Below are 22,189 nucleotides of genomic sequence, written 5' to 3'. Positions count from 1 at the left end.
ATAAACTCGTTTCCTTTTGGCGAACAGGTGCTGGCTATGACGTTCAAACAACTCGAAGCTTTCTATTGGGCGGCAAGCTGCGCGAATTTCGCCATTGCGGCCGAGCGCCTGCACCTGTCGGTCTCTTCGCTGTCCAAGCGTATTGCCGAGCTCGAGGAGTCGCTGGGCGTGAGCCTGTTCGATCGCAGCGGCCATCGGGCGGTCATGACGGAGGCCGGGCAAGGCCTGTTGCCGCGGGCGCTGGACTTGCTCGATGCCGCCGCCGGCATCCGCAATACCTTCGCGCCAGGGGCGGGCCTGGTCGGCCGCTGCGCCTTCGGTGTCGGCGAGCTGAGCGCCCTGACCTGGTTGCCTCGTTTCATCGCGCAGGCAAGGGCGCAGTACCCGAAGCTGGTGCTGGAACCTTATGTCGACGTCGGCGCGGTGCTCGAGGCCAAGGTCGATAACGGCGAACTCGACTTCGCCATCATCGCCGGCCGCTCCTCACGCCAGACCATGCTGTCGCAGCCGATCGCGCAGGCGCAGTTCGTATGGACGGCGACACCGGCGGCGCTGGCCCAGTACGGGAGCGTGCCCGGGATGATCCGGGCCAGGCAGCCGATCATCGCCTTGCCGCCGGGCGCCGGGACGACGCGCCTGATCGATGACTGGCTGCTGGCGCACGGGATCGCGGCGGTCGAACGGATCAGTTGCAACAATTGGGGTGCGATTGCCGGAATGCTGATCGCGTCGGTCGGCGTGGGCATGCTTCCCGAGGCGTGGGCGCGCAAGCTGGTAGGCGAGGGCCTGGTGTGCATCCTGAGCGACGAGCACGTGCTGAGGCCGCTCACCTATTCCTTCCAGTGGCGGCGCGGCGATTCGCGCCCGCTGGTCGACCAGATGCTGGCGCTGGCAAGGGGTGCGGTGGACTTTTCCGCCGACGCGCGCCTGCCTTTGCTGGTCTGATTTCTATACATATTGCCAACGCTTTGGCGCCGGTTTTCGGCATTTCATCCCGCGTTTTCGACGCTTCGGCGGATACCGGCTGACGCTTGCGCAGGGCCTGCATACACTTCCCTCACTCGCCGCACATTTTGGGATGCGGCGATATGAAAAACGGTGGACCCGTAGCGCGATCATAAATTGTTTTGATGAGGCGCCTTCGGTCCGTGATTTATATCGAAAAGTGAATGGGAGCAATCATGCGCATCAAACAAGTCCTGGCCTTCATCGGCGCCGCCGCAGTCTCGACCCTGGCCCTGGCCGAACCCGCACCGGTGGCCGTCAGCGCCGACGGCAACACCGTGACCGTGTACGGCAATACCAGCCAGCTGATCCACCTGACGCCGGGCGAGGCCGCGGACGCCACCGGCTCCTTCAAGCTGAAGGATGGCCGCATGCTGCGCCTGACCAGCCGCGACAGCAAGATGTTCATGGAAGTCGACGGCAAGCGCGAACAACTGCTCCCCCTGTCGCGCACCGAGTTCGTGGCGAAAAACAGCGGCGCGCGGGTGGAGATCGACGAACAGGCTTTCCCGGACAACGTGCAGCTGACCCAGTTCCGCCGCTGACACGTTTTACGGACACATCAAGCGGCCGGCCTGGCCGATGGGACCGGGCCGGCGATTGATTCTTAGAACGGGTCCCCGAAGCGTCCCGCCTGGTAATCCAGGATCGCCTGGTTGATCTCTTCACGGGTGTTCATCACGAAGGGGCCGTGCGCGACCACCGGCTCGCGGATCGGTTCGGCATGCCCGAGCAGCAGCAGGCAGTCCTTTTCCGCGATGATTTCCAGCTCGTCGCCGACGGTGTCGAATTCGGCCAGGTGGAAGGGGCTGACGGTGTCCGGCGCAATGCTGATGACGCCGCGCACCACGTACAGGAAGACGCTGCGGTCCAGCAGATTGTCGAGGTAGAGCCGGCCGCCCGCCTGCATCTCCACGGTGCTCATGAAGACCCCGGTCAGCGATTCGACCGGGCCCTTGACGCCCTGGAATTCGCCCGACACCAGGTGCACCCGCACCCGCCCGGTGTCGGTTTCCACCACCGGGATCTGGTCGCGCTGCAGGCCGACGTAGCGCGGCGCCGTCATCTTCAGGGCCGGCGGGAGGTTCACCCACAGCTGCAGGATCTCGAGCGGGCCGCCGTTCTCCATGAATTCGCGCGGCGAGATCTCGGCGTGCACGATGCCGCGCCCCGCCGTCATCCATTGCACGCCCCCCGGGCCGATCACGCTTTCGTGGCCGGCGCTGTCGCGGTGGGCCAGCATGCCGTCGAGGATGAAGGTGACGGTCTCGAAGCCGCGGTGCGGATGCGGGCCGAAGGGCAGGCCGCCGTTGTGCGGCGGGTAGACCTGGGGACCGTGGTGGTTGAGGAACAGGAAGGGATCGACCTGGTGGATGTGCGGGCCCGGCACCGGGCGCTGGGTGATCAGGTCGCCGATATCGTCGCGCATGGCCGGGTGCAGCCGCTGGATGGTCTTGTAGCTCATGCCTGTCCTTTTTGCTGTTGTTCGTTTACCCATACGATACTCGATTCCGCACTGCCGGCGGCGCGCGCCGCCCCGCCGGGCCCGTGCTAGACTCCTTGCGCTTTTGCAACAAGGAGACAGCTTCAATGAAAACTAGAAAGACCCTGGCCGGCCTGCTGCTGGCCCTCGCCGCCGGCAGCGCCGCCGCCAATACCGTACCCGCGACACCCGCCGCGCCCGCCGTACCGGGCGAGGCCGCGGTCAAGGCCGCCAAGCACGCCGTTACCGCCTACCGCGACGACGTCGTCGACACCCTCGCCAAACTGGTCAGCTACAACACGGTGGCCGACAAGGACCTGCCGGTCGAGCGCAATCCCCAGCACATCGGCTTCAAGAATTTCCTGAAGGCGGAAGCGGCGCGCCTCGGCTTCGATTTCGCCGACTACGGCCACGTGGTCGTGATCGGCCTGGGCGCGCCCGACGCCGCCGAGCGCGTGGGCATGATCGCGCACGGCGACGTGCAGCCGGTCGATCCGTCGAAGTGGAAGAAGTCGCCTTTCGAGCTGGACCGCACCAGCGAACCGGGCAAGCTGCTGGCGCGCGGCGCCGAAGACGACAAGGGCCCGATCGCCACCGCCCTGTACGCAATGAAATCGCTGAAGGACCTGCAGCTGCCGCTGTCGAAGCGCATCGAGCTCTACGTCTACATGGCCGAGGAATCGGACTGGGAGCCGCTGGTCGCTTTCGTGAAGACCCATCCGCTGCCGCAGGTGAACATCACCCTGGATGCCGAGTACCCGGCGGTGACGGCGGAAAAGGGCTACGGCACGGTTGCCGTCACCTTCCCGAAGGGCGTGCAGCCGGTGCAGCAGGACTCGCCCGTCGTGGCGCAGTTCGGCGGCGGCTTCTTCGGCAGCCAGATCCCGGAGGATGCGCAGGCGACCATCGCCAACGCCACCCCGGCGCTCGAAGCCCAGATCAGGCAGCGCGCCGCGAAACAGACCGGCATGCGCTACACCTTCGAACGCAAGGGCGGCGACCTGGAAATCATGGCCAAGGGCGTGTCGGCGCATTCGTCCAAACCCGAGGACGGCCTGAACGCGATCAGCATGCTGGCCGATGCGCTGGCCGTGCAGGCCTGGCCCGACACGCCTTCCGGCGCCCTGGTCAACTTCCTCAACGAGATGGTCGGCACCGGCTATTACGGCGAGAAGTTCGGCAACATCGCCTACCGCGACGGCTTCATGGGACCGATGACCTTCGCCCCGACCGTGATCCGCCAGAAGGCGGATGGTCCCGAGCTGTCGATCAATATCCGCCGCCCGCAGGGCAAGACCGCCCAGCAGCTCTCCAACGAGATCAACGCCGCCCTGGCGCAATGGCAGGGCGCGCACGGCGCGATGCAGCTGGCCGACGTGAAGGTACAGATCGGCGAGCCCTGGATCCAGCAGGACGCGCCGCAGCTGCCGGTGCTGATGAAGGTGTTTTCGTACTTTACGGGTGTGAAGGATCCGAAGCCGGTCGCGGTCGGCGGCGGCACCAATTCCCGCCTGTTCCCGCACGCCGTCAGCTTCGGCCCGGCGATGCCGCGCACGGTCTACACCGGCCATTCCGAGCATGAGTTCATCACCCTCAAGCAACTCTTGCTGAACCTCGAGATGTACACGGCCGTACTGGCCGAACTCGCGCAGTAAGCGCCATCACGGTCCCGCGGCGAAGCGTCCGGGACCGCTTCCGACCCCCGCCGCCCGCTTCGATCCCGTGTTTTGCCATGTAGGCGGAAGCCTCGCCAAAAACTGCGAAATTTTCTCATCGTTCTGTAGGTCTGGGCCTACAAGGGTCCCCGCTTCATAGGGGAAAACTGCCCTCGTTCCACGCTCTCCCTAGGAGAGCGGGCGCCCAAGCCTGTCGGTGCCGGAAGCCTTCCGCATGAGCTTGTTGATGGCTGGAAAAGCCCGCACTGACACTTGGAAAATGTGTCGAAAACGCCATGATAGGATCGGTCACTGACCCGACATGATTGCCATCATCGACATGCACATCCAAGAACTCGTAAAGCCAGACGGACGACCGCTCACCCTCTACAGTAACAAGCCGATCCCGGCCGGCCTGGTTGCGCCGAGCCCATTTCCCGACCCGCAAAATGCGAATCCGCACCTGCGCTGGCATCCGCTGCGCGGCGAGTGGGTCACCTATGCGGCGTTCCGGCAAAACAGGACGTACCAGCCGCCGCCGCAGTACAACCCGCTGGCCCCGACCAGCGACCCCCAGCATCCGACCGAGATGCCGGCCGGCGACTACGAGATCGCGGTGTTCGACAACCGCTTCCCGTCGCTGGCGCTGGATTCCCACGATCCGCCGGTGCTGACGGTGCCGACCGCGCCGGCCAACGGCCATTGCGAAGTGGTGGTGTTCACCCAGGATCCGCAGGCCGCGCTGGGCCGGCTGCCGCTGTCGCGCATCGAGCTGCTGCTGCAGGTGTGGGGCGACCGCACCACCCGCATCGGCGGCCGCCAGCACATCCAGTACGTGCTGCCGTTCGAGAACCGCGGCGCGGAAGTGGGCGTGACCCTGCACCATCCGCACGGCCAGATCTACTGCTATCCCTTCGTGCCCTCGGTACCGGCGCGCCAGCTGGCCCAGGAGCGCGAGTACTACCTGCAGCACGGCTCCAGCCTGCTGTGCGACATGGCGCGCGACGAAGCCGCCGACGGCAAGCGCGTGCTGTTCCAGGACGAGCATGCGATCGCCTTCGTGCCCGCCTGCGCCCGCTATCCCTACGAGGTGTGGGTGATGCCGACCGCACCCTGCAAGGACTTCGCCGCGCTGACCCCGCCGCAGCGCGCCAGCCTGGCGCGCGCCCTGAAGACCGTGCTGCTCAAGTTCGACAAGCTGTGGGACCGGCCTTTCCCCTACCTGATGGCCTGGTACCAGGCGCCCACCGACGGCGCCGAGCATCCGGAAACCCAGTTGCACTGCCAGTTCTATCCGCCGTACCGCACCCGCGACCGCCTGAAGTACCTGGCCGGCACCGAGCTGGCGGCCGGCATGTTCGCGATGGACGTGCTGCCCGAAACCACGGCCTACGAGCTGCAGCAGGTCGAAGTCAACCTGGAGGACGGCGCATGAGCGTGAGCGCCGATCCGCTGGCGGTGCGCGGCGCGGAAGCCGCCGCCAAGCTGGCCCTGCTGCGCGAAGCGATGGCCCAGGCGGGCGCCGGCGCGATCCGCCTGCGCGGCGCCGGCTGGTTTGCCTGGGCGACCGCGGGCGGCGCGCCGTTCGCGCCGGAAAGCTGCGAGGCCTGCGTGGCCGAACTGCTGGTCACGCCCGAGGAAGCCTGCGTGCTCACCGACGAGGTCGAGGCCGAGCGCCTGCGCCAGGAAGAGATCCCGGCCGGCTTCACCTTCCACATCGCGCCCTGGACCGAACCCGAGCTGCACGAGACCTATGCGCTGGGCGCGGCCGCCGGCCGCGTCGTGCTGTCCGACCGTCCGCACAACGGCGAACTGGCGTTGCCGGCCAGCCTGAAGCTGCGCCGCATGGTGCTGGGCGCGGAAGAACAGGAACGCTACCGCCGGCTGGGCCGCGAGGCGGCCGAGGCGATCGGCGAGGCGCTGCGCGCGGCGCGGCCGGACTGGACCGAATACCAGCTGGCGGGGGAGGGCGCACGCGCCCTGCTGCGGCGCGGGATCGGGCCGGCGATGGTGCTGGCCGCCGGCGAACGCCGGATGGGGCAGTGGCGCCGGCCCACGTCTTCGCATGAAACCCTCGGCGCGCGCGTCACGCTGTCCTGCTGCGCGCGCAGGCACGGCCTGATCGCCAGGCTGTCCCGTTCGGCCAGCTTCGGGCCGGCGCCAGTCGCCCAGCAGGAGCTGCTGCGGCTGGAGGCGACCGGACTGGATGCGGTGCGCCCCGGGCAGTCGCTGGCGGCCGTGTACCACGCCTTCGACGCCGCCTACCGCCACGCCAACCGGCCGGATGCGATCCGCGAACGGCGCCTGGGCGGCATCGCCGGCTACCAGGCCTGCGAACTTGCCGTCAGCCCCAGCACCGCAACCGGGCTGGAGACCGGCATGGCCTTCGCATTCAACCCGGGCTTCGAGGGCATGGCGATCGAGGACAGCTTCCTGCTCGGCGCGAACGGGCTGGAAAACCTGACGCTGGACCCGCAGTGGCCGGCGGCGAACATCGGCGGCCGTGTGCGGCCGCTTTGGCTGGAGCTGACATGACAAGTGCAGAAACCTTCTTCGGCGGCGCCCCGGAGGCGTGCGCATCCGCTCCCGGCCGGGTCAACCTGCTGGGCGAACACACGGACTACAACGACGGCTTCATGCTGCCGGTCGCCACGCCCCAGCGCACCTCGGTGGCGCTGGCGCACAGCCAGGACGACCAGCACCACCTGTATTCCGGCACCCTGGACGGCAACGTGACCTTCGCGGCGAAGGGCGGCAGCGCGCCGCAGGGCTTCGGCAGCTATATCGAAGGCTGCATCCGCCTGGTCGAGGCCACCGGGGTCGAGATCCCGCCGCTGCGCGTGTTCGTCACCACCAGCCTGCCGGTCGGCTCCGGCCTGTCGTCCTCGGCGGCGCTCGAAGTCGCGACCCTGCGCGCGCTGCGCCAGCTGCTCGGCTTCCCGCTCGACGACGTCAGGCTGGCCCAGATCGCCCAGCGCGCCGAGATCGACTATGCCCACGTCAACTGCGGGATCATGGACCAGATGGCGTCCAGCCTGTGCGACGAGCGCAGCATGCTGTTCATCGACGCCCGCACGCTGGAGCACCGGCTGGTCCAGATGCCGGCCGGGAGCGAGTTGATCGTCATCGATTCCGGCGTGCCGCGCACCCTGGCCGCCAGCAAGTACAACGAGCGCCGCTCCGAATGCGAGGAAGCCTCGCGCAAGCTGGGCGTCAAGGCCCTGCGCGACGTCACCGACCCGCAGCTCGTCGAGCAGCTGCCCGAGCCGCTGCGCCGCCGCGCGCGCCACGTGGTGCTGGAAGACCTGCGCGTGCTGGAAGCGGCAAAGGGCGTGTCGGCCGAGCGTTTCGGCGAACTGATGAACGCCTCGCACGACAGCCTGCGCGACGACTACGAAGTCTCGATCCGCGAACTGGACCTGCTGGTGGATGCCCTGCGCGCCGCCCCGGGCGTGCTCGGCGCACGCCTGACCGGGGCCGGCTTCGGCGGCGCCTGCGTGGCGCTGTGCCGCGCCGGCCAGGCGCAGCAGGCTGCACAAACCGCACTCTCCAATTACAACAAAGAGGGACGCAAGGGACGCATCCTGATCCCGGTTCCCGCCCAAGGAAAGGAAAACAATGAGCCAGTTTGAGTATCCCCGTCCCCAGCTGGTACGCGACAATTGGATCAACCTGAACGGCAAATGGCGCTTCCGTTTCGACGACGAGGTGAGCTGCAGGATGCCGGAAGGCGTGACCGGCTGGACCCATGAGATCAATGTCCCCTTCGCGCCGGAAACCGAAATGTCCGGCATCCAGGACACCGGCTTCCACCGCTTCTGCTGGTACGAGCGCGACTTCGAACTGAAACCATCCGAGAAGCGCGTCATCCTGCACTTCGGCGCGGTCGATTATTCGGCCCGGGTCTGGGTCAACGGCCAGCTGGTGGCCGAGCACGAGGGCGGCCACACGCCGTTCTCGGCCGACATCACCCAGGCGCTGAAGGCGGACGGCAAGCAGGTCGTGACCGTGTTCGTCGAGGACGATCCTGCCGAGCTGGCCAAGCCGCGCGGCAAGCAGGACTGGCTGCTGGAACCGCACTCGATCTGGTATCCGCGCACCACCGGCATCTGGCAGACCGTGTGGGTCGAACAGGTCTCGCGCACCTTCATCAGGAGCCTGCGCTGGACCCCGATCTTCGAGACCTTCGAGATCGGCTGCGAGGTGTTCGCCGGCGGCGACATCCAGGAGAACATGTTCGTCGAGGTCAAGATCTGGCATGGCGATGTCCTGATGGCGGACGATCACTACAAGCTGCTGCAGGGCGAGGCCAACCGCAAAATCGCGCTGTCCGACCCCGGCATCGACGATTCGAGGAACGAGCTGCTGTGGAGCCCGGAGCGGCCGACCCTGCTGGACGCCGAAGTGATCCTGCGCTGCGGCGACCAGGTGGTCGACCACATCAAGTCCTATACCGCCTTGCGCGCCTTCCACATCAACCGCGACCGCCTGCTGCTGAACGGCCGTCCCTACCCGCTGCGCCTGGTGCTGGACCAGGGCTACTGGACCGAGTCCTTCATGACCGCACCCAGCGACGAGCACCTCAGGCGCGACGTCGAACTGGCCAAGCTGATGGGCTTCAACGGCGTGCGCAAGCACCAGAAGATCGAGGACCCGCGCTACCTGTACTGGGCCGACAGGCTGGGCCTGCTGGTATGGGAAGAGATGCCATCGGCTTACCGCTTCAGTCCGCATGCGATCAAGCGCATCGTCAAGGAATGGACGGAAGCGATCGAACGCGACTACAGCCACCCCTGCATCATCGTGTGGGTGCCGTTCAATGAATCCTGGGGCGTACCGAACCTGACGCTGACCCAGGCGCACCGCAACGCGGTCGAGGCGCTGTACCACCTGACGCGCACCCTCGACGCGACCCGCCCGGTGATCGGCAACGACGGCTGGGAAGCCTCGGCCACCGACATCCTGGGCATCCACGACTACGACAGCGATCCGGAAAAGATCAAGGCACGCTACGAGGTCAGCGACCCCGTGCGCACGCTGTTCGATCAGCGCCGTCCAGGCGGACGCATCCTGACGCTGGACGGCTTCCCGCACCGCGGCCAGCCCATCGTGCTGACCGAATTCGGCGGCATCGCCTTCGACCCGAACGCGACCCCCGAGGACGGCACCTGGGGCTATACCCGTGCCCATACGGCCGAGAGTTATCACTCGCTGTACCAACGCCTGCTGAAAGTGGTCAACGAGACCTTCATGTTCAGCGGCTTCTGCTACACCCAGTTCGCCGACACCTTCCAGGAAGCCAACGGCCTGCTCAACGCCGACCGCACCCCCAAGCTTCCTTTCGAGGTAATCAGCGCCGCAACCCGCAACGTCCCGCTGCACCCGCGGCCGGATGTGGAGAAGGAGGGACAAGGGCCTGACAGCGCTTGAATATCCTCTCCAAAGCATAAGGGGCCCTCGCAAACCAGCTGCGCGTTGCATAGGCGGCCCGCGACGGTTTGCGAGGCCCCCGCCCCGAGGAGTTGTCATGACTACGATCGTCGTTTTCAGCCACCTGCGCTGGGATTTCGTATTCCAGCGGCCACAGCACCTGCTGTCGCGCCTGGCGCAGCATTATCCGATCCTGTTCGTCGAGGAACCGGAATACGATGACGGCGCCCCGTTCATGCAGCGGTCGAATCCCGCGCCGAACGTGACCGTGTGCCGCGCGCATACCCCGATCCATGCCGTCGGCTTCCATGACGACCAGCTGCGGCTGCTCCAGCCCATGGTGGCGCAGCTGGCACCGCCGGGCGAGCAGGTCATCGCCTGGTTCTATACGCCGATGGCCTTGCCCCTGCTGCAGTCGCTCCAGCCCGCGCTGGTGGTCTACGACTGCATGGACGAGCTGGCCTCGTTCAAGAATCCGCCGAAGCAGCTGCTGCAACGCGAGAGCGCGCTGCTGAACATCGCCGACCTGGTATTCGCCGGCGGCCCCAGCCTGTACGAGGCGAAGAAGCACCGCCACCCGAACGTGCACTGCTTTCCCAGCAGCGTCGACGTGGTGCATTTCCAGCAGGCCCTCGACCGCAGCCGCAGCCACCCGCAGCAGCGCGAGATCCCGCATCCGCGCCTCGGCTTCTACGGCGTGCTGGACGAACGCTTCGACCCGGAGCTGGTCGGCGAACTCGCCGAGGCCCATCCGGAATGGCAGCTGGTGCTGGCCGGCCCGGTGGTCAAGATCGACGAGGAACGCCTGCCGCGCCGCGCCAACATCCACTACCTGGGCCAGCAGCCGTATGCCGCCTTGCCCGAGCTGCTGGCCGGCTGGGACCTCTGCCTGATGCCCTTCGCCATCAATGAGGCGACCAAATTCATCAGCCCGACCAAGGTGCTCGAATACATGGCGGCCCAGCTGCCGATCGTGAGCACGCCGATCGCCGACGTCGCCAACCCCTATGGCCACGTGGTCGCGATCGCCAGCGGAGCGCGCGAATTCGTCGCCGCCTGCGAAGCGGCCCTGGCCCAGACCCCGGCCCAGCGCGAACACATGGTCGAGGCGATGAAGGCCGTGGTGGCCGCCACTTCCTGGGACAACACGGCTAGGCATATGCACGAGCTGCTCGATTCGACGCCGGCGCGCGGCGAACGCGGCGCCACGCAGCGCACCGCCCCGCACGATGCCGGCCAGCCCGCGCCGCAGGCGGGCAGCGCCGCGCCGAACGTCAATCCGCTGCGCAGCCAGGGCCCGCGCCATGTCGGTACCGTCATCATCGGCGGCGGCCCGACCGGGCTGTCGGCCGCCTACCACCTGGGCGCGGACACCTTGCTGCTGGACCGCAACGAGACCGTCGGCGGCTGGTGCCGCTCGATCGAGGACAGGGGCTTCACCTTCGATCACGCCGGCCACATCATGTTCTCGAACGACCCCTATGTGCTGAATATGTACGAAGTGCTGCTGGGCGATAACGTGCACTGGCAGAACCGCGAAGCCTGGATCTACAGCAAGGGCGTGTACACCCGCTATCCCTTCCAGGGCGCGCTGTACGGCCTGCCGCCGAAGGTCATCACCGAATGCGTGATGGGGGCCATCGAGGCCCGCTACACCGCCAACGACGCCCAGCTCGACGACGAGGCCCAGGCCATCGACGACTGCTGCGCCGACGGCACTGCCGACGTCTGCAACACCGACCGCTCGGTGCGGGGCAAGGTGTACAGTTTCGAGCAATTCATCTACAAGGTCTGGGGCAAGGGCATCGCCAAACACTTCGCGATTCCCTACAACCGCAAGCTCTGGACCGTGCCGCTGGCCGAGATGGAGACCTCCTGGCTGGGCGGCCGGGTGCCGCTGCCCAACCTGGAAGAGATCGTGCAGGGCGCGCTCGAGCCTTCGCCCAAGCCGGTCGGGCCGAACGCGCGCTTCGGTTATCCGCTCGAGGGCGGCTTCCAGGCGCTGATGAACGGCTTCCTGCCGCATATCAAGGGCAAGATCGAGCTGGGCGCCGAAGTCGTGCAGGTGCTGCCGCGCGAACACATCGTGGCCCTGGCCGACGGCCGCCGCTTCCGCTATGACGAGCTGATCTCGACCATGCCGCTGCCGGAGCTGATCAAGGCGATCGGCGACGAGGCGCCGCAAGAGGTGAGGAATGCCGCCCGCAGCCTGCGCCATGTGTCGATCCGCTGCGTCAACATCGGCATCGACCGCGTCGCAACCGACAAGCACTGGATCTACTATCCGGAAGACACGATCTTCCACCGCATCTTCGTGCAGGGTAATGCTTCTCCGGGATGCAATCCGCCGGGCGGCTTCGGCTTCACCTGCGAGATCTCGTATTCGCCGACCAAGCCGCTGCCGCTCGACGGCGAGGAACTGATCGCCCGCGCGATCGAGGATTGCCGCCGGGTCGGCATGATCCGCGAAGGCGACCGTATCCTCGTCAGCAACCAGGTCGACATGCCCTATGCCTATGTGCTCTACGACCACCAGCGCGCGCACAATGTCGAAACCTGCAAGGCCTGGCTGAAGCAGTTCGACATCACCCTGGTCGGCCGCTACAGCGAGTGGGAGTACTACAACTCCGACCACGCCCTGCTGGCCGGCAAGCGCGGCGCCGAGATCGTCCTCGACAAGCGCGCTCGCGCCCAGAAAGCCAGCGCGGAGTAGGCGATGGGCCCGTCCGGCCTGGCGCGGCGGTTCAGTGCTTGATCATGCCGTCGGACAGGTTGATCCGGTCTCCGCTGCGGAAATCCGGTGTGGTTTCCTGGGTGATTACCTGGGTGCTGCCATCGTCCATGCGCAGGGTCACGCGGTAGACGCGCTCGGACGAGGAACTGCCGGTGGTGCCGCTGCTGCCGCTGCCGCCCACCGCCGCAGCGCCGACCGAACCGGCGCCCGCCATGCCGCTGGCCGTGCGCGGCACGACTTCGACCGCCACCACCGTGGCGTTCGGGCTCGAACCCGCAGCCGTGGACGCACCCGCTGCCGAAGCGCCCATGGAACCCTGGCCGGTGGTGGCGCTCGCGGTGCCGCCGCCCTCATAGCCGCTGCTGGAGGTGCCGCTGCCCGAAGTACCGGAGCTGCCGGAGGTGCCGGAGCTGCCGCCGCTGCTGGTGGAACTACCGCTTTCCATGCCGCCCTTGTCGCCCTGCATGGATTTACACGCGGACAGCCCGAAAGCCAGCGTCAGCAAGCCTGCCAGGAGTACGCTCTGGTGTTTTAGCTTCATGATCAACTCCTTCTGATGGGATGGATATGTCAGGTAGGTGCGTGACGATGCCGCGTGCCACTCGGAATAAGAGGCGAGTTTGGAAGCGACGTTCCAGCTGACTCGGGTTGGACATGAGCCACGTCAAGGACCTCGAGGGATAGTGGAATTCGGCGTGGCGCCGGGAATCAGCGTTTCGTTGCCAGGACCGATTTCGGCAACACGGCGCACAGCAGGAGGACCGTCAGGATGGCGGCGGCGCAATCGACCTCCCAGTCATGCACGCTGGCGCCGCGATAGGGAAAGAAGCTCTGGATGAATTCGTCGCCGGCGCCCATCAAGGCAACCGCCAGCACGGCCTTGGCGGCACGCGCGGCCGGGCTGCCGGTGCTGCCGAGGAAGCACAGGCCGGTCAGGATGGCATACGCGGTCGAATGCAGCACGAGGCCGGACGCAAGCTGGCCGATGTCGGCGCGCGCACCTGGAATATTGCCGGTCACCACGATTGCCAGGTAGATCAGGACGGCGCAGGCAAGGTAGGCGTAACGCAGGCGAGGGTGGAGCAGCAACTGGGACAGCATGGCACTCATGGCAAGGAACAACTGGTATCAGGAAAACGCACACCTTACCATGACACCTGCGAGAACGTCCGCACGGCTACGACGCCGTGTCATGGGTGAAACCGGATAGCGAAGGCTTGGCCCCTGGCCGCGGCGAACCGTGTTACGGAACGTCGACCAAGGGCGGGACCGCGTCAGATCGTGAGCGCGGGTGTCCCGTTGGGGTAATGTGCGTCGAAGCAGCTTTCGCATTCGGCGCAGAAAAGATGGGCGACGCGTACGGTCTGCTGTCGCAGGACGAGCTTGAGCTGGTGTGTCCGGCATTTCGGGCAGATCTCGCGGACGCTGCCGAAAGTCAGTACGTGAAGAGGCTGTTCTTCATCGTCGAGGTGGTCGATGACCATGCGCGGGTTGAGTTCGCTGAGGACCAGGTAGTCGTCGGCGAAGTGCTGTCGTCGGCGCGATGGCTGGGATTGCTGCTGGGGTGGGGACATCGCTTCAGGTAAAGTCATAGGACTGGCTCCATGAAAAAACGCAAGCGCGAATTTCATGATAGCGAAATCCCTGACTGGTTCAAGCATTGCGGACTATTTTTATTTGCTGCGTTGCATTCTCGACATTAATCATACGGAACAAAAAAAATGCCCGCCAACGGAGGACGGGCACAACCCAAGATCAGGGCCAAGAGACGCGGAATTCGGTGCGGCGCACCGCTGGGCGGCACGCCTTTCTGCGATCACGCGTATCGGTTGCGTGTATGCAGATGAACCCAGTATAGGAGGCGAATGTGACCCGGACATGACACGCCTCAAGTAATCGGCGGTTGACTGAGAACGAACTCGGTTGAGATCGGTCTATCGATCATCCCCGAACGGAACGCGAACGCCAGACAAAAAAAAAGCCCGCTTCATCGGCGGGCTTCAAACTATTTTCTTGGAGGAGAATAGTGGAGACAGGTGAGATTATGTTGCGGCGCGATATATATGTCCAATTTTGTTTATGGATATGTGATATTCGCAAAGCTGATAATTGATGAGTTCACCCAGGTCCGCTTCATTCCTTTACCGGCACCGTGTAATTCAGCGCCATCCTGCCGCCGTCCGCGTACAAGGTCTGGCCGGTGATATACGAGGCGTCGTCGCTGGCGAGGAAGGCTGCGATGCCGGCGATCTCCTCCGGCTCGCCGCAGCGGCCGAGGGGCGTGCGCGACAGGATGGTGTGGCGCGCTTCCGGGCTGCCCATCACGGCATTCTTCGCCAGTTCGGTCAGGATGGTGCCGGGGCCGATCGCATTCACGCGGATGCCGTGTTCGGCCAGGGCGATCGCCGCCACCCGGGTCAGCTGGTTCACGCCGCCCTTCGAGACGACGTAGGGGATCTGGTTGGGAATGGTCAGCTCGGCGTTCACGCTCGACATGTTGATGATGCAGCCGCGCTTGTCCGTGTCGGTGCGCTTGACCATCTCGCGCGCTACCGCCTGGCTGCACAGGAACATCGACTTCAGGTTGACGCGCAGCACGCGGTCGAAGTCTTCCTCGGCGAGTTCGAGGAAGCTGGCGGCATGGGTGACGCCGGCATTGTTGACCAGGATGTCGATGTGGCCGAAGGCGGACAGGGTCGCGGCCAGCATCGCGTCGACGTCGGATTTCTGGCTGACGTCGGCGCAAAAGAAGCGGGCATTGTCGCCGAGCGCTTCGGCCGCCGCCGCGCCTTCCTGGCGCACGTCGACCAGCATCACGCGCGCGCCTTCGCGCACCAGGCGTTCGGCGCAGGCATATCCGATTCCCCGGCTGGCTCCGGTGACGATGGCGACTTTCTGGGCAAGTTTCATGGCTGGCTTTCCTGGTGGCTGAAAATCCCGTCATTGTACCGGCCCGTCGGAGCATGATCGCTACAACATCAAGGGTTTGTCCGGCAACTCGTTCGGCCGCGCGCCGTTCGACGGGAAGTGCTGGCGCAGCAGCGCATTGACCTGGCCGACGGCATCCAGCGTGGCCTCGTGGAAGCGTCCCTGGGCGAAGCCGGCCGTCATCGTGCGGCAGACCGCCTGCCAGGTGGCCGCGTCGATCCGGCGGTCGATGCCGCGGTCGGCCACGATGTCGACCTTGTGGTCGGCCAGGTTGACGTAGATGAGGACGCCGCAATTCTCCTCGGTATCCCAGATCCCGTAGTCGGCGAACAGGGCCAGCGCGCGCTGGCGGTTCGTCACGTCGGCCCAGACCGCCGCCAGCGGCAGGGATTTCTCGACGATCAGCCGGACTTCGCCGCGGTGGGTCCGCTCGCCGGCCGTGATCGCCTCGGCGATGGCCGTCAGGGTGTCGGGCGGGAAGATGCGCGCCGCTTCGGTCCTGGTGCTGAGCAGGTGGCGCAGGGTGCGGCGCAGGCGGCCGGGCTGATGTTGTGGCGCGCTCATCACCAGTCTCCCGAGGCGCCGCCGCCGTCGAAGCTCCCGCCGCCGCCGGAAAAGCCGCCGCCCGAAAAGCCGCTGTCGGAGAAGCCGCCGCTGCCCGAGAAGCCGCCACCGCCGCGCCGCTGGTTTTCCATATTGCTGAGGATATTGCCGAGGACGAAGCCGGCCGCGCCGCTGTTCCAGCCATTGTTCCAGCCGCCGCCAGGGCCCGGCTGCACGAAGCGGCTGCGGCGCCGCCCGAACAACGAGCGCAGGACCGCGATGCCGATGACGATGAAGAAGATGCTCATCACGATGCCGGGCCCGCCGTCATCGCTTTCCGCCTGTTGCTGCGCCTGCCCCTGCTGGGCCTGGGGCGCCGGGAATTTTTCCTGGTCCAGCAGGGCGGAAATGGCGCCCACGCCGGCGACCAGGCCGCCGTAGTAATCGTTCTGGCGGAAGTGGGGCGCGATGGTGTCCTGCAGGATGCGCTTGGACTGGGCGTCGGTCAGCACGCCCTGCACGCCGCGCCCGGCTTCGATGCGCAGGCGCCGCAGCGAGGAGGGATTGTCGCGCGCGACCAGCAGCAGCACGCCGTCGTCGACGCCCTTGCGGCCCAGCTTCCAGGCATCGGTGACGCGGATCCCGTACTGCTCGATGGCTTCCGGCTCGGTCGACTTCACCAGCAGCACGGCGATCTGGCTGCCGGTCCGGGTCTCGTAGTCGGCCAGCACGCGTTCGAGATTCTGGCGCTGCTCGGCCGTCAGCATTCCGGCCTGGTCGGTGACGCGCGCGGTCAGCGGCGGCACCGGCTTGAGCTGTGCATGGGCCTGCCCCGCGAGCAGCAGGGCGAAGGCGAGGGCGAGGCCCTGGAACAGGCGCAGCACCGGGTTCATCGCGACGCTCCCGTCACTTGCCGAAGTCGACCTTCGGCGCGGTCGAGATCGAGCGCTCGTTCTCGACGGTGAAGGAAGGCTTGGGCTGGTAGCCGAACATCTTGGCAGTCAGGTTGGTCGGGAAGCTGCGCGCCAGCACGTTGTACTCCTGGACCGAGGCGATGTAGCGCTGGCGCGCCACGGTGATGCGGTTCTCGGTGCCTTCCAGTTGCGACTGCAGGTCGCGGAACTGGGTGTCGGCCTTCAGGTTCGGGTAGTTCTCGGACACCGCCATCAGGCGCGACAGCGCGTTGCTCAGTTCGCCCTGCACCTGCTGGAACTTCTGGAAGGCTTCCGGATTGTTCAGCACTTCCGGCGTGATCTGGAAGCTGGTGGCGGCGGCGCGCGCCCGGGTGACGGCTTCCAGCGTATCCTTCTCGTGCGAGGCATAGCCCTTGACCGTGTTGACCAGGTTCGGGATCAGATCGGCGCGGCGCTGGTACTGGTTGACGACCTCGCTCCAGGCCGCCTTGGTCGCCTCGTCCTTGGCCTGGAATTCGTTATAGCCGCAGCCCGACAGTGCGGAACCGGCCAGGACCGCGGCCAGCAGCATGCCGGCCAGGCGCGTGAACAGGGAAGGCGTCATAGAAGTGGGCTTGTTCGTCTTTTGCATCGTCGGGTATCCATCGCCAGTTGTCGAATGATAAAAATATACCCGAATTGGCCTTGCTGTGGCGTCCTGCCCATGTGCAGGGTCGGCAGCGCGCACGCGGCACGGTACAATAGTGGGTTTGCAACAAGAGACAAGGGCCTGCCATGAACTTCATCGACAAGCTGAATGCCGCCTGGCGCAGCAACGATTCCCTGCTGTGCGTCGGACTCGATCCCGACCTCGAGCGCTTGCCAGAACAGATGCGCGACCGGCCGGACGGCATCGCCGAATTCTGCAAGGCCATCATCGACGCGACCGCCGACCTGGCCTGCGCCTTCAAGCCGCAGATCGCCTATTTCGCCGCCCTCGGCGCCGAAGACCAGCTCGAAACGGTCTGCCATTACCTGAAGCAGAGTTATCCGCACATCCCCCTGATCCTGGACGCCAAGCGCGGCGACATCGGCGCCACCGCGCGCCAGTACGCGCGCGAAGCCTTCGACCGCTACGGCGCCGATGCCGTTACCGTCAGCCCCTACATGGGCTTCGACTCGGTCGAACCGTATATGGAGTGGCCGGACCGCGGCGTGATCGTCCTGTGCCGCACCTCGAACGCGGGCGGCTCGGACCTGCAGTTCCTCGACGTCGGCGGACGCCCGCTGTACCAGCACGTGGCCCAGATGGTGGCGGACAAGTGGAACCGGCATGGACAGTGCGCGCTGGTGGTCGGCGCCACCTTCCCGCAGGAGCTGGCCCAGGTGCGCGCCCTGGTGGGCGACATGCCGCTGCTGGTGCCGGGCATCGGTGCCCAGGGCGGCGACATCGAGGCGACCGTGAAATCGGGCCGCACGGCCGACGGTGCCGGCATGATGATCAATTCCTCGCGCGCCATCCTGTACGCGCAGCCGCAGGGCGATGAAGATTTCGCCGCCGCGGCGCGCCGCGTGGCGATGGAGACGCGCGACGCGATCAACCAGTATCGCGCGTAACCGACCTTGGCGTGGGCACACCGTGCCCACGCATGACAATCAATACCGCTGCGGCGCAATCGACTCCGCGTAATCGTAGAGCGCCCCCAGGATCTCCTCGGCACGCTCATCCGCCGTCTCCGACAGCGCATCGATCTCGGCAAACAGCTGCTCGATGGTGCGCGCCCCGCCCAGGCCGTCGAACAGGCGCGCCGCGCGGTGCGCCTCCCAGCTTTCCAGCTCATGCTCCTGCAGCGTGTGCGGGAAGTTGCGGCAGCGGTAGCGGAACAGCAGCTGGGCCAGCCTTTCGTCCTCGAAGCTGGGCTGGCGCTCGGCCAGGCGGGCCGGCTGTTCGATGCGCAGCGCTTCCAGCTGGCGGCGGTCGCCCTGCGAGACGAAACCGCCGTACAGGTCTTCGTCGACATCGACACCGGCACCCGGCTCGGCGCCAGGGCGCTGGAATACCTTCTGCCACACCGCGCTCATGTCCGGCCCGCCGGCCGCAATGCGCGCGTGCGCCAGGCATTGTTCGACGTCCAGCTCCCACTTCGCCGCCAGCGCCGGGTTCAGGGTCTTGAGGTTCCCGACCAGCATCGGCGACTTATTCAGGTGCACGCTCTTGATCGGCAGCCGGGAGACGCCCTCGGGCATCTCGGCGGCGCGCGTGAAGAGGCGCTCGCGGATCGTGTCCACGCTCAGGGCGAACAGCTCGGAGGGGTCGTGGCGGCAATCCCAGACCAGCACCTCGTTCTTGTTGGTCGGGTGGGAGGCCAGCGGCCACACCAGGCCCAGGCAGCCGCGCTCGGCCGGGAACATGCCGGACACGTGCAGGACGGGGCGGCGCTGGCTGCGCTCCAGGTGCAGGCCCATCTCGCTGGCCACCTTGTCCTTGCGGCGCAGTTCCAGGCAGAAGTCGAACAGCTTCGGCTGCTTGCTGCGGATCAGGCGTGCCATCGCGATGGTGGCGCGCACGTCGGACAGGGCGTCGTGCGCGGCCTCGTGCGCCAGGCCGTTGGCGCGGGTCAGGTCTTCGAGGCGGAAGCTGGGCTTGCCGTCCTCGCGCATCGGCCACTGGATGCCGTCCGGGCGCAGAGCATAGGTCATGCGCACCACGTCCAGCAAGTCCCAGCGGCCGCAGCCGTTCTGCCATTCGCGCGCATACGGGTCGATCATGTTGCGCCAGAAGAGGAAGCGCGTGACCTCGTCGTCGAAGCGGATGGTGTTGTAGCCGACCCCGACCGTGCCCGGCTCGCTGAAGGCGTCGCAGATCTGCCGCGCGAACTCGTGCTCCGGCACGCCATGCTCCAGGCAGTGCTGGGGCGTGATGCCGGTGATCAGGCAAGCCTGGGGATCCGGCAGGTAGTCGGGCGCCGGCTGGCAGTAGATCATGACCGGCTCGCCGATCTCGTTCAGCTCGGCGTCCGTGCGGATCGCGGCGAACTGGGCCGGGCGATCGCGACGCGGCACCGCGCCGAAGGTTTCGTAGTCGTGCCAGAGGAAAGTGTGGTTGCTCACGGGGGTACTCATGAATTGCGACGGGCCATTCTAACTTGCCGGCTTGCTCATCTCCAGTCGGGAAGCAAGATCGGGCACGGAACTTTCAGGTGTGGATGCGGTCGCGTCCGGCCTGCTTGGCGCGGTAGAGGGCCGCGTCGGCGGCCTCGACCAGGCTGCGCTCGTCCTGCCCGGGGCCCAGGCTGGCGACGCCGAAGGAACCGGTGAGGTGGGGCAGGGCGATGCGCATGTCGTCGAACACGACCGCCTCGCGCATGCGCCCGCACAGGCGCTCGGCCACCATCACCGCCAGGGTGCGGTTGGTGTTCGGCAGGATCGCCATCAGCTCCTCGCCGCCGTAGCGCACCGCAAAGTCGGACGGCCGCAGGGCGCTGCGGATCGCGGCGGCGGCGGTGGCCAGGGCGGTATCGCCGGCCATGTGGCCGTGGGTGTCGTTGAAGCGCTTGAAGTGGTCGAGGTCGATCATCACCAGCGACAGCGGGGTGCCGTCCATGCGGCTGCGGGCGACCAGCTTGGGCAGCATGTCGTTCAGCCAGGCGCGGTTGTACAGCCCGGTCAGGCCGTCGTTCATCGACAGCTGGCGGTAGAACTCGCCCAGCTTCTGGCGCCGCCGCAGCAGGGCATTGGCGGCGCGGATGCGGAAGGACAGCATGCGCAGCAGGTTGCGGGCGACGCCGTTGGCTTCGTCGATCAGGCGCCACACCATGTCGGGCTCGATCACCAGCAGTTCGCTGTCTTCCAGCGCGGTGATGGCGTCGAGGTTGGCGGCATCGTCCAGCACCGACTGCTCGCCAACGCTTTCGCCGGGCAGGATGCGCTCGATCTCGCCTTCGCCGGCGGCGGTGGCCGGCTGCACGCCGAGCGAGCCCGACAGCACCACGTAGAGGCGGGCGCGCAGGCCGTCCTCGACCGGCTCGCCCTTGCCGACGCCGACCACCGGGCAGGCGGCCAGCAGCGCCGCCACCGCCGGGGTGTCGGCGTCGCGGAACAGCTGCAGGTCGCGGATCGTGTAGCGGGATGCGCCGAAGGTGCCGGTGAGGTTCAATGTAAGCCTGGGTCGATGAAGAATATTGACAAGCTCGAAATCATAACCCATCGCAACAACTACGCCGAGACTTGGCGCCGGATAAACAACAGTGTTCCAATAGAGGGATGAATCCTTCGAATCCTCTTATTGACGCACTCGGGCAAGGTCACGAGCCCGCGCCGGACGCCCGCATCGTCTGCCTGGTGCCTTCGATTACCGAACTGCTGTGCGAGCTGGGCCTGGCCGGCAAGCTGGCCGGACGCACCGGCTTCTGCATCCATCCCCGCGACGTGGTCGCCACCATCCCCAAGGTCGGCGGCACCAAGGACGTCAACATCGAAAAGATCCGCAAGCTGGCGCCGACCCACGTGGTGGTCAACATCGACGAGAACGAGAAGCAGACCGTGGAGCGGCTGGCGGAGTTCGTGCCGCACGTGGTGGTCACGCATCCGAACGCGCCGCGCGACAACCTGGCGCTGGCACGCCTGATGGGCGGGATCTTCGGTGTGGACGAAGCGGCGGCGCGCTGGTGCGCCGACTTCGAGGCCGAGTACGCATCCCTGAAGCGGCTTCTTCCCGGACCGGCGCGCACGGTGCTGTACTGCATCTGGCAGGATCCGTGGATGACGGTATCGAAGGAGACCTATATCGCCAGCATGCTGGCCGAACTGGGCTGGCAGGTGCCGGCGCTGGGGGGGGGCGAGCGCTATCCGCGTTTCGACTGGTCGCAGGGATTGGTGGACGGGCTCGATGCGGTGCTGCTGTCGACCGAGCCCTATCGCTTCACCGAAGAGCATGCCGATGCGCTGGAAAAGCAGATCGGCATTCCGGTGTTCCTGGTCGACGGCGAGATGATGTCCTGGTACGGCAGCCGCGCCCTCGAAGGCTTGCGCTATCTGCGCAAGCTGAGGGCCATGGTGGATGGAACCTACTGATTATCGGTCAGTCCCTTGTAGGACTCGATGGGAACCTCGGGATCCAGCGGGACGGCATCGCGCTTGTTCTTGTCGTTGAGGCGGCCCAGGGCGCTGTCCAGTGCGCGCTTGAGTTTGCCGGCCGCGCCCGAGATCGACAGGTGCAGGTCGGCGGCGTGGGCGTGCACGACCACCGGATCGTAGCCGGCCACGCGTGCTTCCATCATGCAGTAGTTGTCGCCGTCTTCGTGTTTCTGGCCGTTCTGGTTGCTCAGGTGGACGTCCACGCGGCGGACCTGCTCGAAACGGCCGATGCTCGATTCGACGAGGTCGCGCACGCGTTCGTCCAGACCCTGGTGGCGGTCGATGGTGTTGTCGGTATTAACGTTGATTTCCATAAGACGCTCCAATAGTTGACACTGTTGAAACGATCTTACACCGTCCCCGGAATTCGCCGCGCCCAGAT

21 protein-coding genes are annotated in these 22,189 nt (G+C 66.3%); 11 read left to right on the top strand and 10 right to left on the bottom strand.

Going from position 1 to position 22,189, the window contains the following annotated elements; all coding sequences use genetic code 11:
• The first annotated feature begins 27 nt into the window (after positions 1-27).
• Positions 28-945, top strand: coding sequence for a LysR family transcriptional regulator (locus AC1DOQ_RS17310; RefSeq protein WP_477367028.1), 918 nt, complete (start codon positions 28-30; stop codon positions 943-945).
• A 236-nt stretch (positions 946-1,181) separates the two neighbouring features.
• The gene (locus AC1DOQ_RS17305; RefSeq protein WP_477366809.1) at positions 1,182-1,550 is read left to right on the top strand and encodes a hypothetical protein; all 369 of its coding nucleotides are present in this window, start codon (positions 1,182-1,184) and stop codon (positions 1,548-1,550) included.
• A gap of 62 nt (positions 1,551-1,612) precedes the next feature.
• Here AC1DOQ_RS17305 and AC1DOQ_RS17300 read toward each other — a convergent pair whose 3' ends face one another.
• The gene (locus AC1DOQ_RS17300) at positions 1,613-2,470 is read right to left on the bottom strand and encodes a pirin family protein (protein WP_477366806.1); all 858 of its coding nucleotides are present in this window, start codon (positions 2,468-2,470) and stop codon (positions 1,613-1,615) included.
• A 125-nt stretch (positions 2,471-2,595) separates the two neighbouring features.
• Here AC1DOQ_RS17300 and AC1DOQ_RS17295 point away from each other — a divergent pair, with 125 nt between their 5' ends.
• From AC1DOQ_RS17295 to AC1DOQ_RS17270, 6 genes are all read left to right on the top strand, one after another.
• Entirely contained in the window at positions 2,596-4,143 is a 1,548-nt protein-coding gene (locus AC1DOQ_RS17295) for a dipeptidase (protein WP_477366804.1), read from the top strand.
• Between the two features lie 322 nt (positions 4,144-4,465).
• Positions 4,466-5,578 (top strand): galactose-1-phosphate uridylyltransferase, encoded by a 1,113-nt coding sequence (galT, locus tag AC1DOQ_RS17290; protein ID WP_477366801.1) that lies wholly within the window; start codon positions 4,466-4,468, stop codon positions 5,576-5,578.
• Positions 5,575-6,678: a M24 family metallopeptidase gene (locus AC1DOQ_RS17285; protein ID WP_477366798.1), complete on the top strand. Its 1,104-nt coding sequence runs from the start codon at positions 5,575-5,577 to the stop codon at positions 6,676-6,678. Before galT ends, AC1DOQ_RS17285 begins: the two co-directional genes overlap by 4 nt.
• Positions 6,675-7,775, top strand: a complete 1,101-nt coding sequence (gene galK, locus AC1DOQ_RS17280) for a galactokinase (protein ID WP_477366795.1) — start codon at positions 6,675-6,677, stop codon at positions 7,773-7,775. The genes AC1DOQ_RS17285 and galK overlap by 4 nt, the downstream gene beginning before the upstream one ends.
• Complete coding sequence (locus AC1DOQ_RS17275; RefSeq protein WP_477366792.1) at positions 7,762-9,573, top strand: glycoside hydrolase family 2 protein; 1,812 nt, start codon at positions 7,762-7,764, stop codon at positions 9,571-9,573. Before galK ends, AC1DOQ_RS17275 begins: the two co-directional genes overlap by 14 nt.
• A 97-nt stretch (positions 9,574-9,670) precedes the next feature.
• Entirely contained in the window at positions 9,671-12,286 is a 2,616-nt protein-coding gene (locus AC1DOQ_RS17270) for an NAD(P)-binding protein (RefSeq protein WP_477366790.1), read from the top strand.
• Positions 12,287-12,317: 31 nt separating this feature from the next.
• Here the strand turns inward: AC1DOQ_RS17270 and AC1DOQ_RS17265 are convergent, their stop codons facing one another.
• Together AC1DOQ_RS17265 and AC1DOQ_RS17260 are read right to left on the bottom strand one after the other, a co-directional pair.
• Positions 12,318-12,848 carry a hypothetical protein gene (locus AC1DOQ_RS17265; protein WP_477366787.1) on the bottom strand — a complete coding sequence of 177 codons (531 nt, stop codon included), beginning with the start codon at positions 12,846-12,848 and terminating at the stop codon, positions 12,318-12,320.
• A 167-nt stretch (positions 12,849-13,015) separates the two neighbouring features.
• Positions 13,016-13,408, bottom strand: coding sequence for a VanZ family protein (locus AC1DOQ_RS17260; protein ID WP_477366784.1), 393 nt, complete (start codon positions 13,406-13,408; stop codon positions 13,016-13,018).
• A gap of 245 nt (positions 13,409-13,653) precedes the next feature.
• Between AC1DOQ_RS17260 and AC1DOQ_RS17255 the strand changes: the two genes are divergently transcribed.
• Positions 13,654-13,893: a hypothetical protein gene (locus tag AC1DOQ_RS17255; protein ID WP_477366781.1), complete on the top strand. Its 240-nt coding sequence runs from the start codon at positions 13,654-13,656 to the stop codon at positions 13,891-13,893.
• A gap of 547 nt (positions 13,894-14,440) precedes the next feature.
• Here the strand turns inward: AC1DOQ_RS17255 and AC1DOQ_RS17250 are convergent.
• From AC1DOQ_RS17250 to AC1DOQ_RS17235, 4 genes are read right to left on the bottom strand one after another with little or no spacing between them, the layout of a single operon-like run.
• Entirely contained in the window at positions 14,441-15,217 is a 777-nt protein-coding gene (locus AC1DOQ_RS17250) for an SDR family NAD(P)-dependent oxidoreductase (RefSeq protein ID WP_477366778.1), read from the bottom strand.
• Positions 15,218-15,277: 60 nt separating this feature from the next.
• The gene (locus tag AC1DOQ_RS17245) at positions 15,278-15,799 is read right to left on the bottom strand and encodes a TPM domain-containing protein (protein ID WP_477366775.1); all 522 of its coding nucleotides are present in this window, start codon (positions 15,797-15,799) and stop codon (positions 15,278-15,280) included.
• A complete protein-coding gene (locus tag AC1DOQ_RS17240) occupies positions 15,799-16,671 on the bottom strand; it encodes a TPM domain-containing protein (protein WP_477366772.1) in 873 nt (290 codons plus the stop codon). The genes AC1DOQ_RS17245 and AC1DOQ_RS17240 overlap by 1 nt, the downstream gene beginning before the upstream one ends.
• 13 nt (positions 16,672-16,684) lie before the next feature.
• Entirely contained in the window at positions 16,685-17,263 is a 579-nt protein-coding gene (locus AC1DOQ_RS17235) for a LemA family protein (RefSeq protein ID WP_477367025.1), read from the bottom strand.
• 203 nt (positions 17,264-17,466) lie between these two features.
• On the opposite strand from AC1DOQ_RS17235, the gene pyrF reads away from it, so the two are divergent.
• Positions 17,467-18,288, top strand: coding sequence for an orotidine-5'-phosphate decarboxylase (gene pyrF / locus AC1DOQ_RS17230; protein WP_477366769.1), 822 nt, complete (start codon positions 17,467-17,469; stop codon positions 18,286-18,288).
• Between the two features lie 39 nt (positions 18,289-18,327).
• Here pyrF and sbcB read toward each other — a convergent pair whose 3' ends face one another.
• A complete protein-coding gene (gene sbcB, locus AC1DOQ_RS17225; protein WP_477366766.1) occupies positions 18,328-19,782 on the bottom strand; it encodes an exodeoxyribonuclease I in 1,455 nt (484 codons plus the stop codon).
• 85 nt (positions 19,783-19,867) lie between these two features.
• Positions 19,868-20,827 (bottom strand): GGDEF domain-containing protein, encoded by a 960-nt coding sequence (locus AC1DOQ_RS17220; RefSeq protein WP_477366763.1) that lies wholly within the window; start codon positions 20,825-20,827, stop codon positions 19,868-19,870.
• 107 nt (positions 20,828-20,934) lie between these two features.
• Here AC1DOQ_RS17220 and AC1DOQ_RS17215 point away from each other — a divergent pair, with 107 nt between their 5' ends.
• Positions 20,935-21,744, top strand: coding sequence for a helical backbone metal receptor (locus AC1DOQ_RS17215; protein ID WP_477366760.1), 810 nt, complete (start codon positions 20,935-20,937; stop codon positions 21,742-21,744).
• Here the strand turns inward: AC1DOQ_RS17215 and AC1DOQ_RS17210 are convergent.
• Positions 21,738-22,121 (bottom strand): HPF/RaiA family ribosome-associated protein, encoded by a 384-nt coding sequence (locus tag AC1DOQ_RS17210; RefSeq protein WP_477366757.1) that lies wholly within the window; start codon positions 22,119-22,121, stop codon positions 21,738-21,740. The genes AC1DOQ_RS17215 and AC1DOQ_RS17210 overlap by 7 nt on opposite strands.
• Positions 22,122-22,189: the final 68 nt, after the last annotated feature.

The organism is Massilia sp. 01N417, assembly GCF_056399645.1.
Note: the sequence above shows the minus strand (reverse complement) of the source record. Positions and strands in the feature narration are given on the sequence as shown.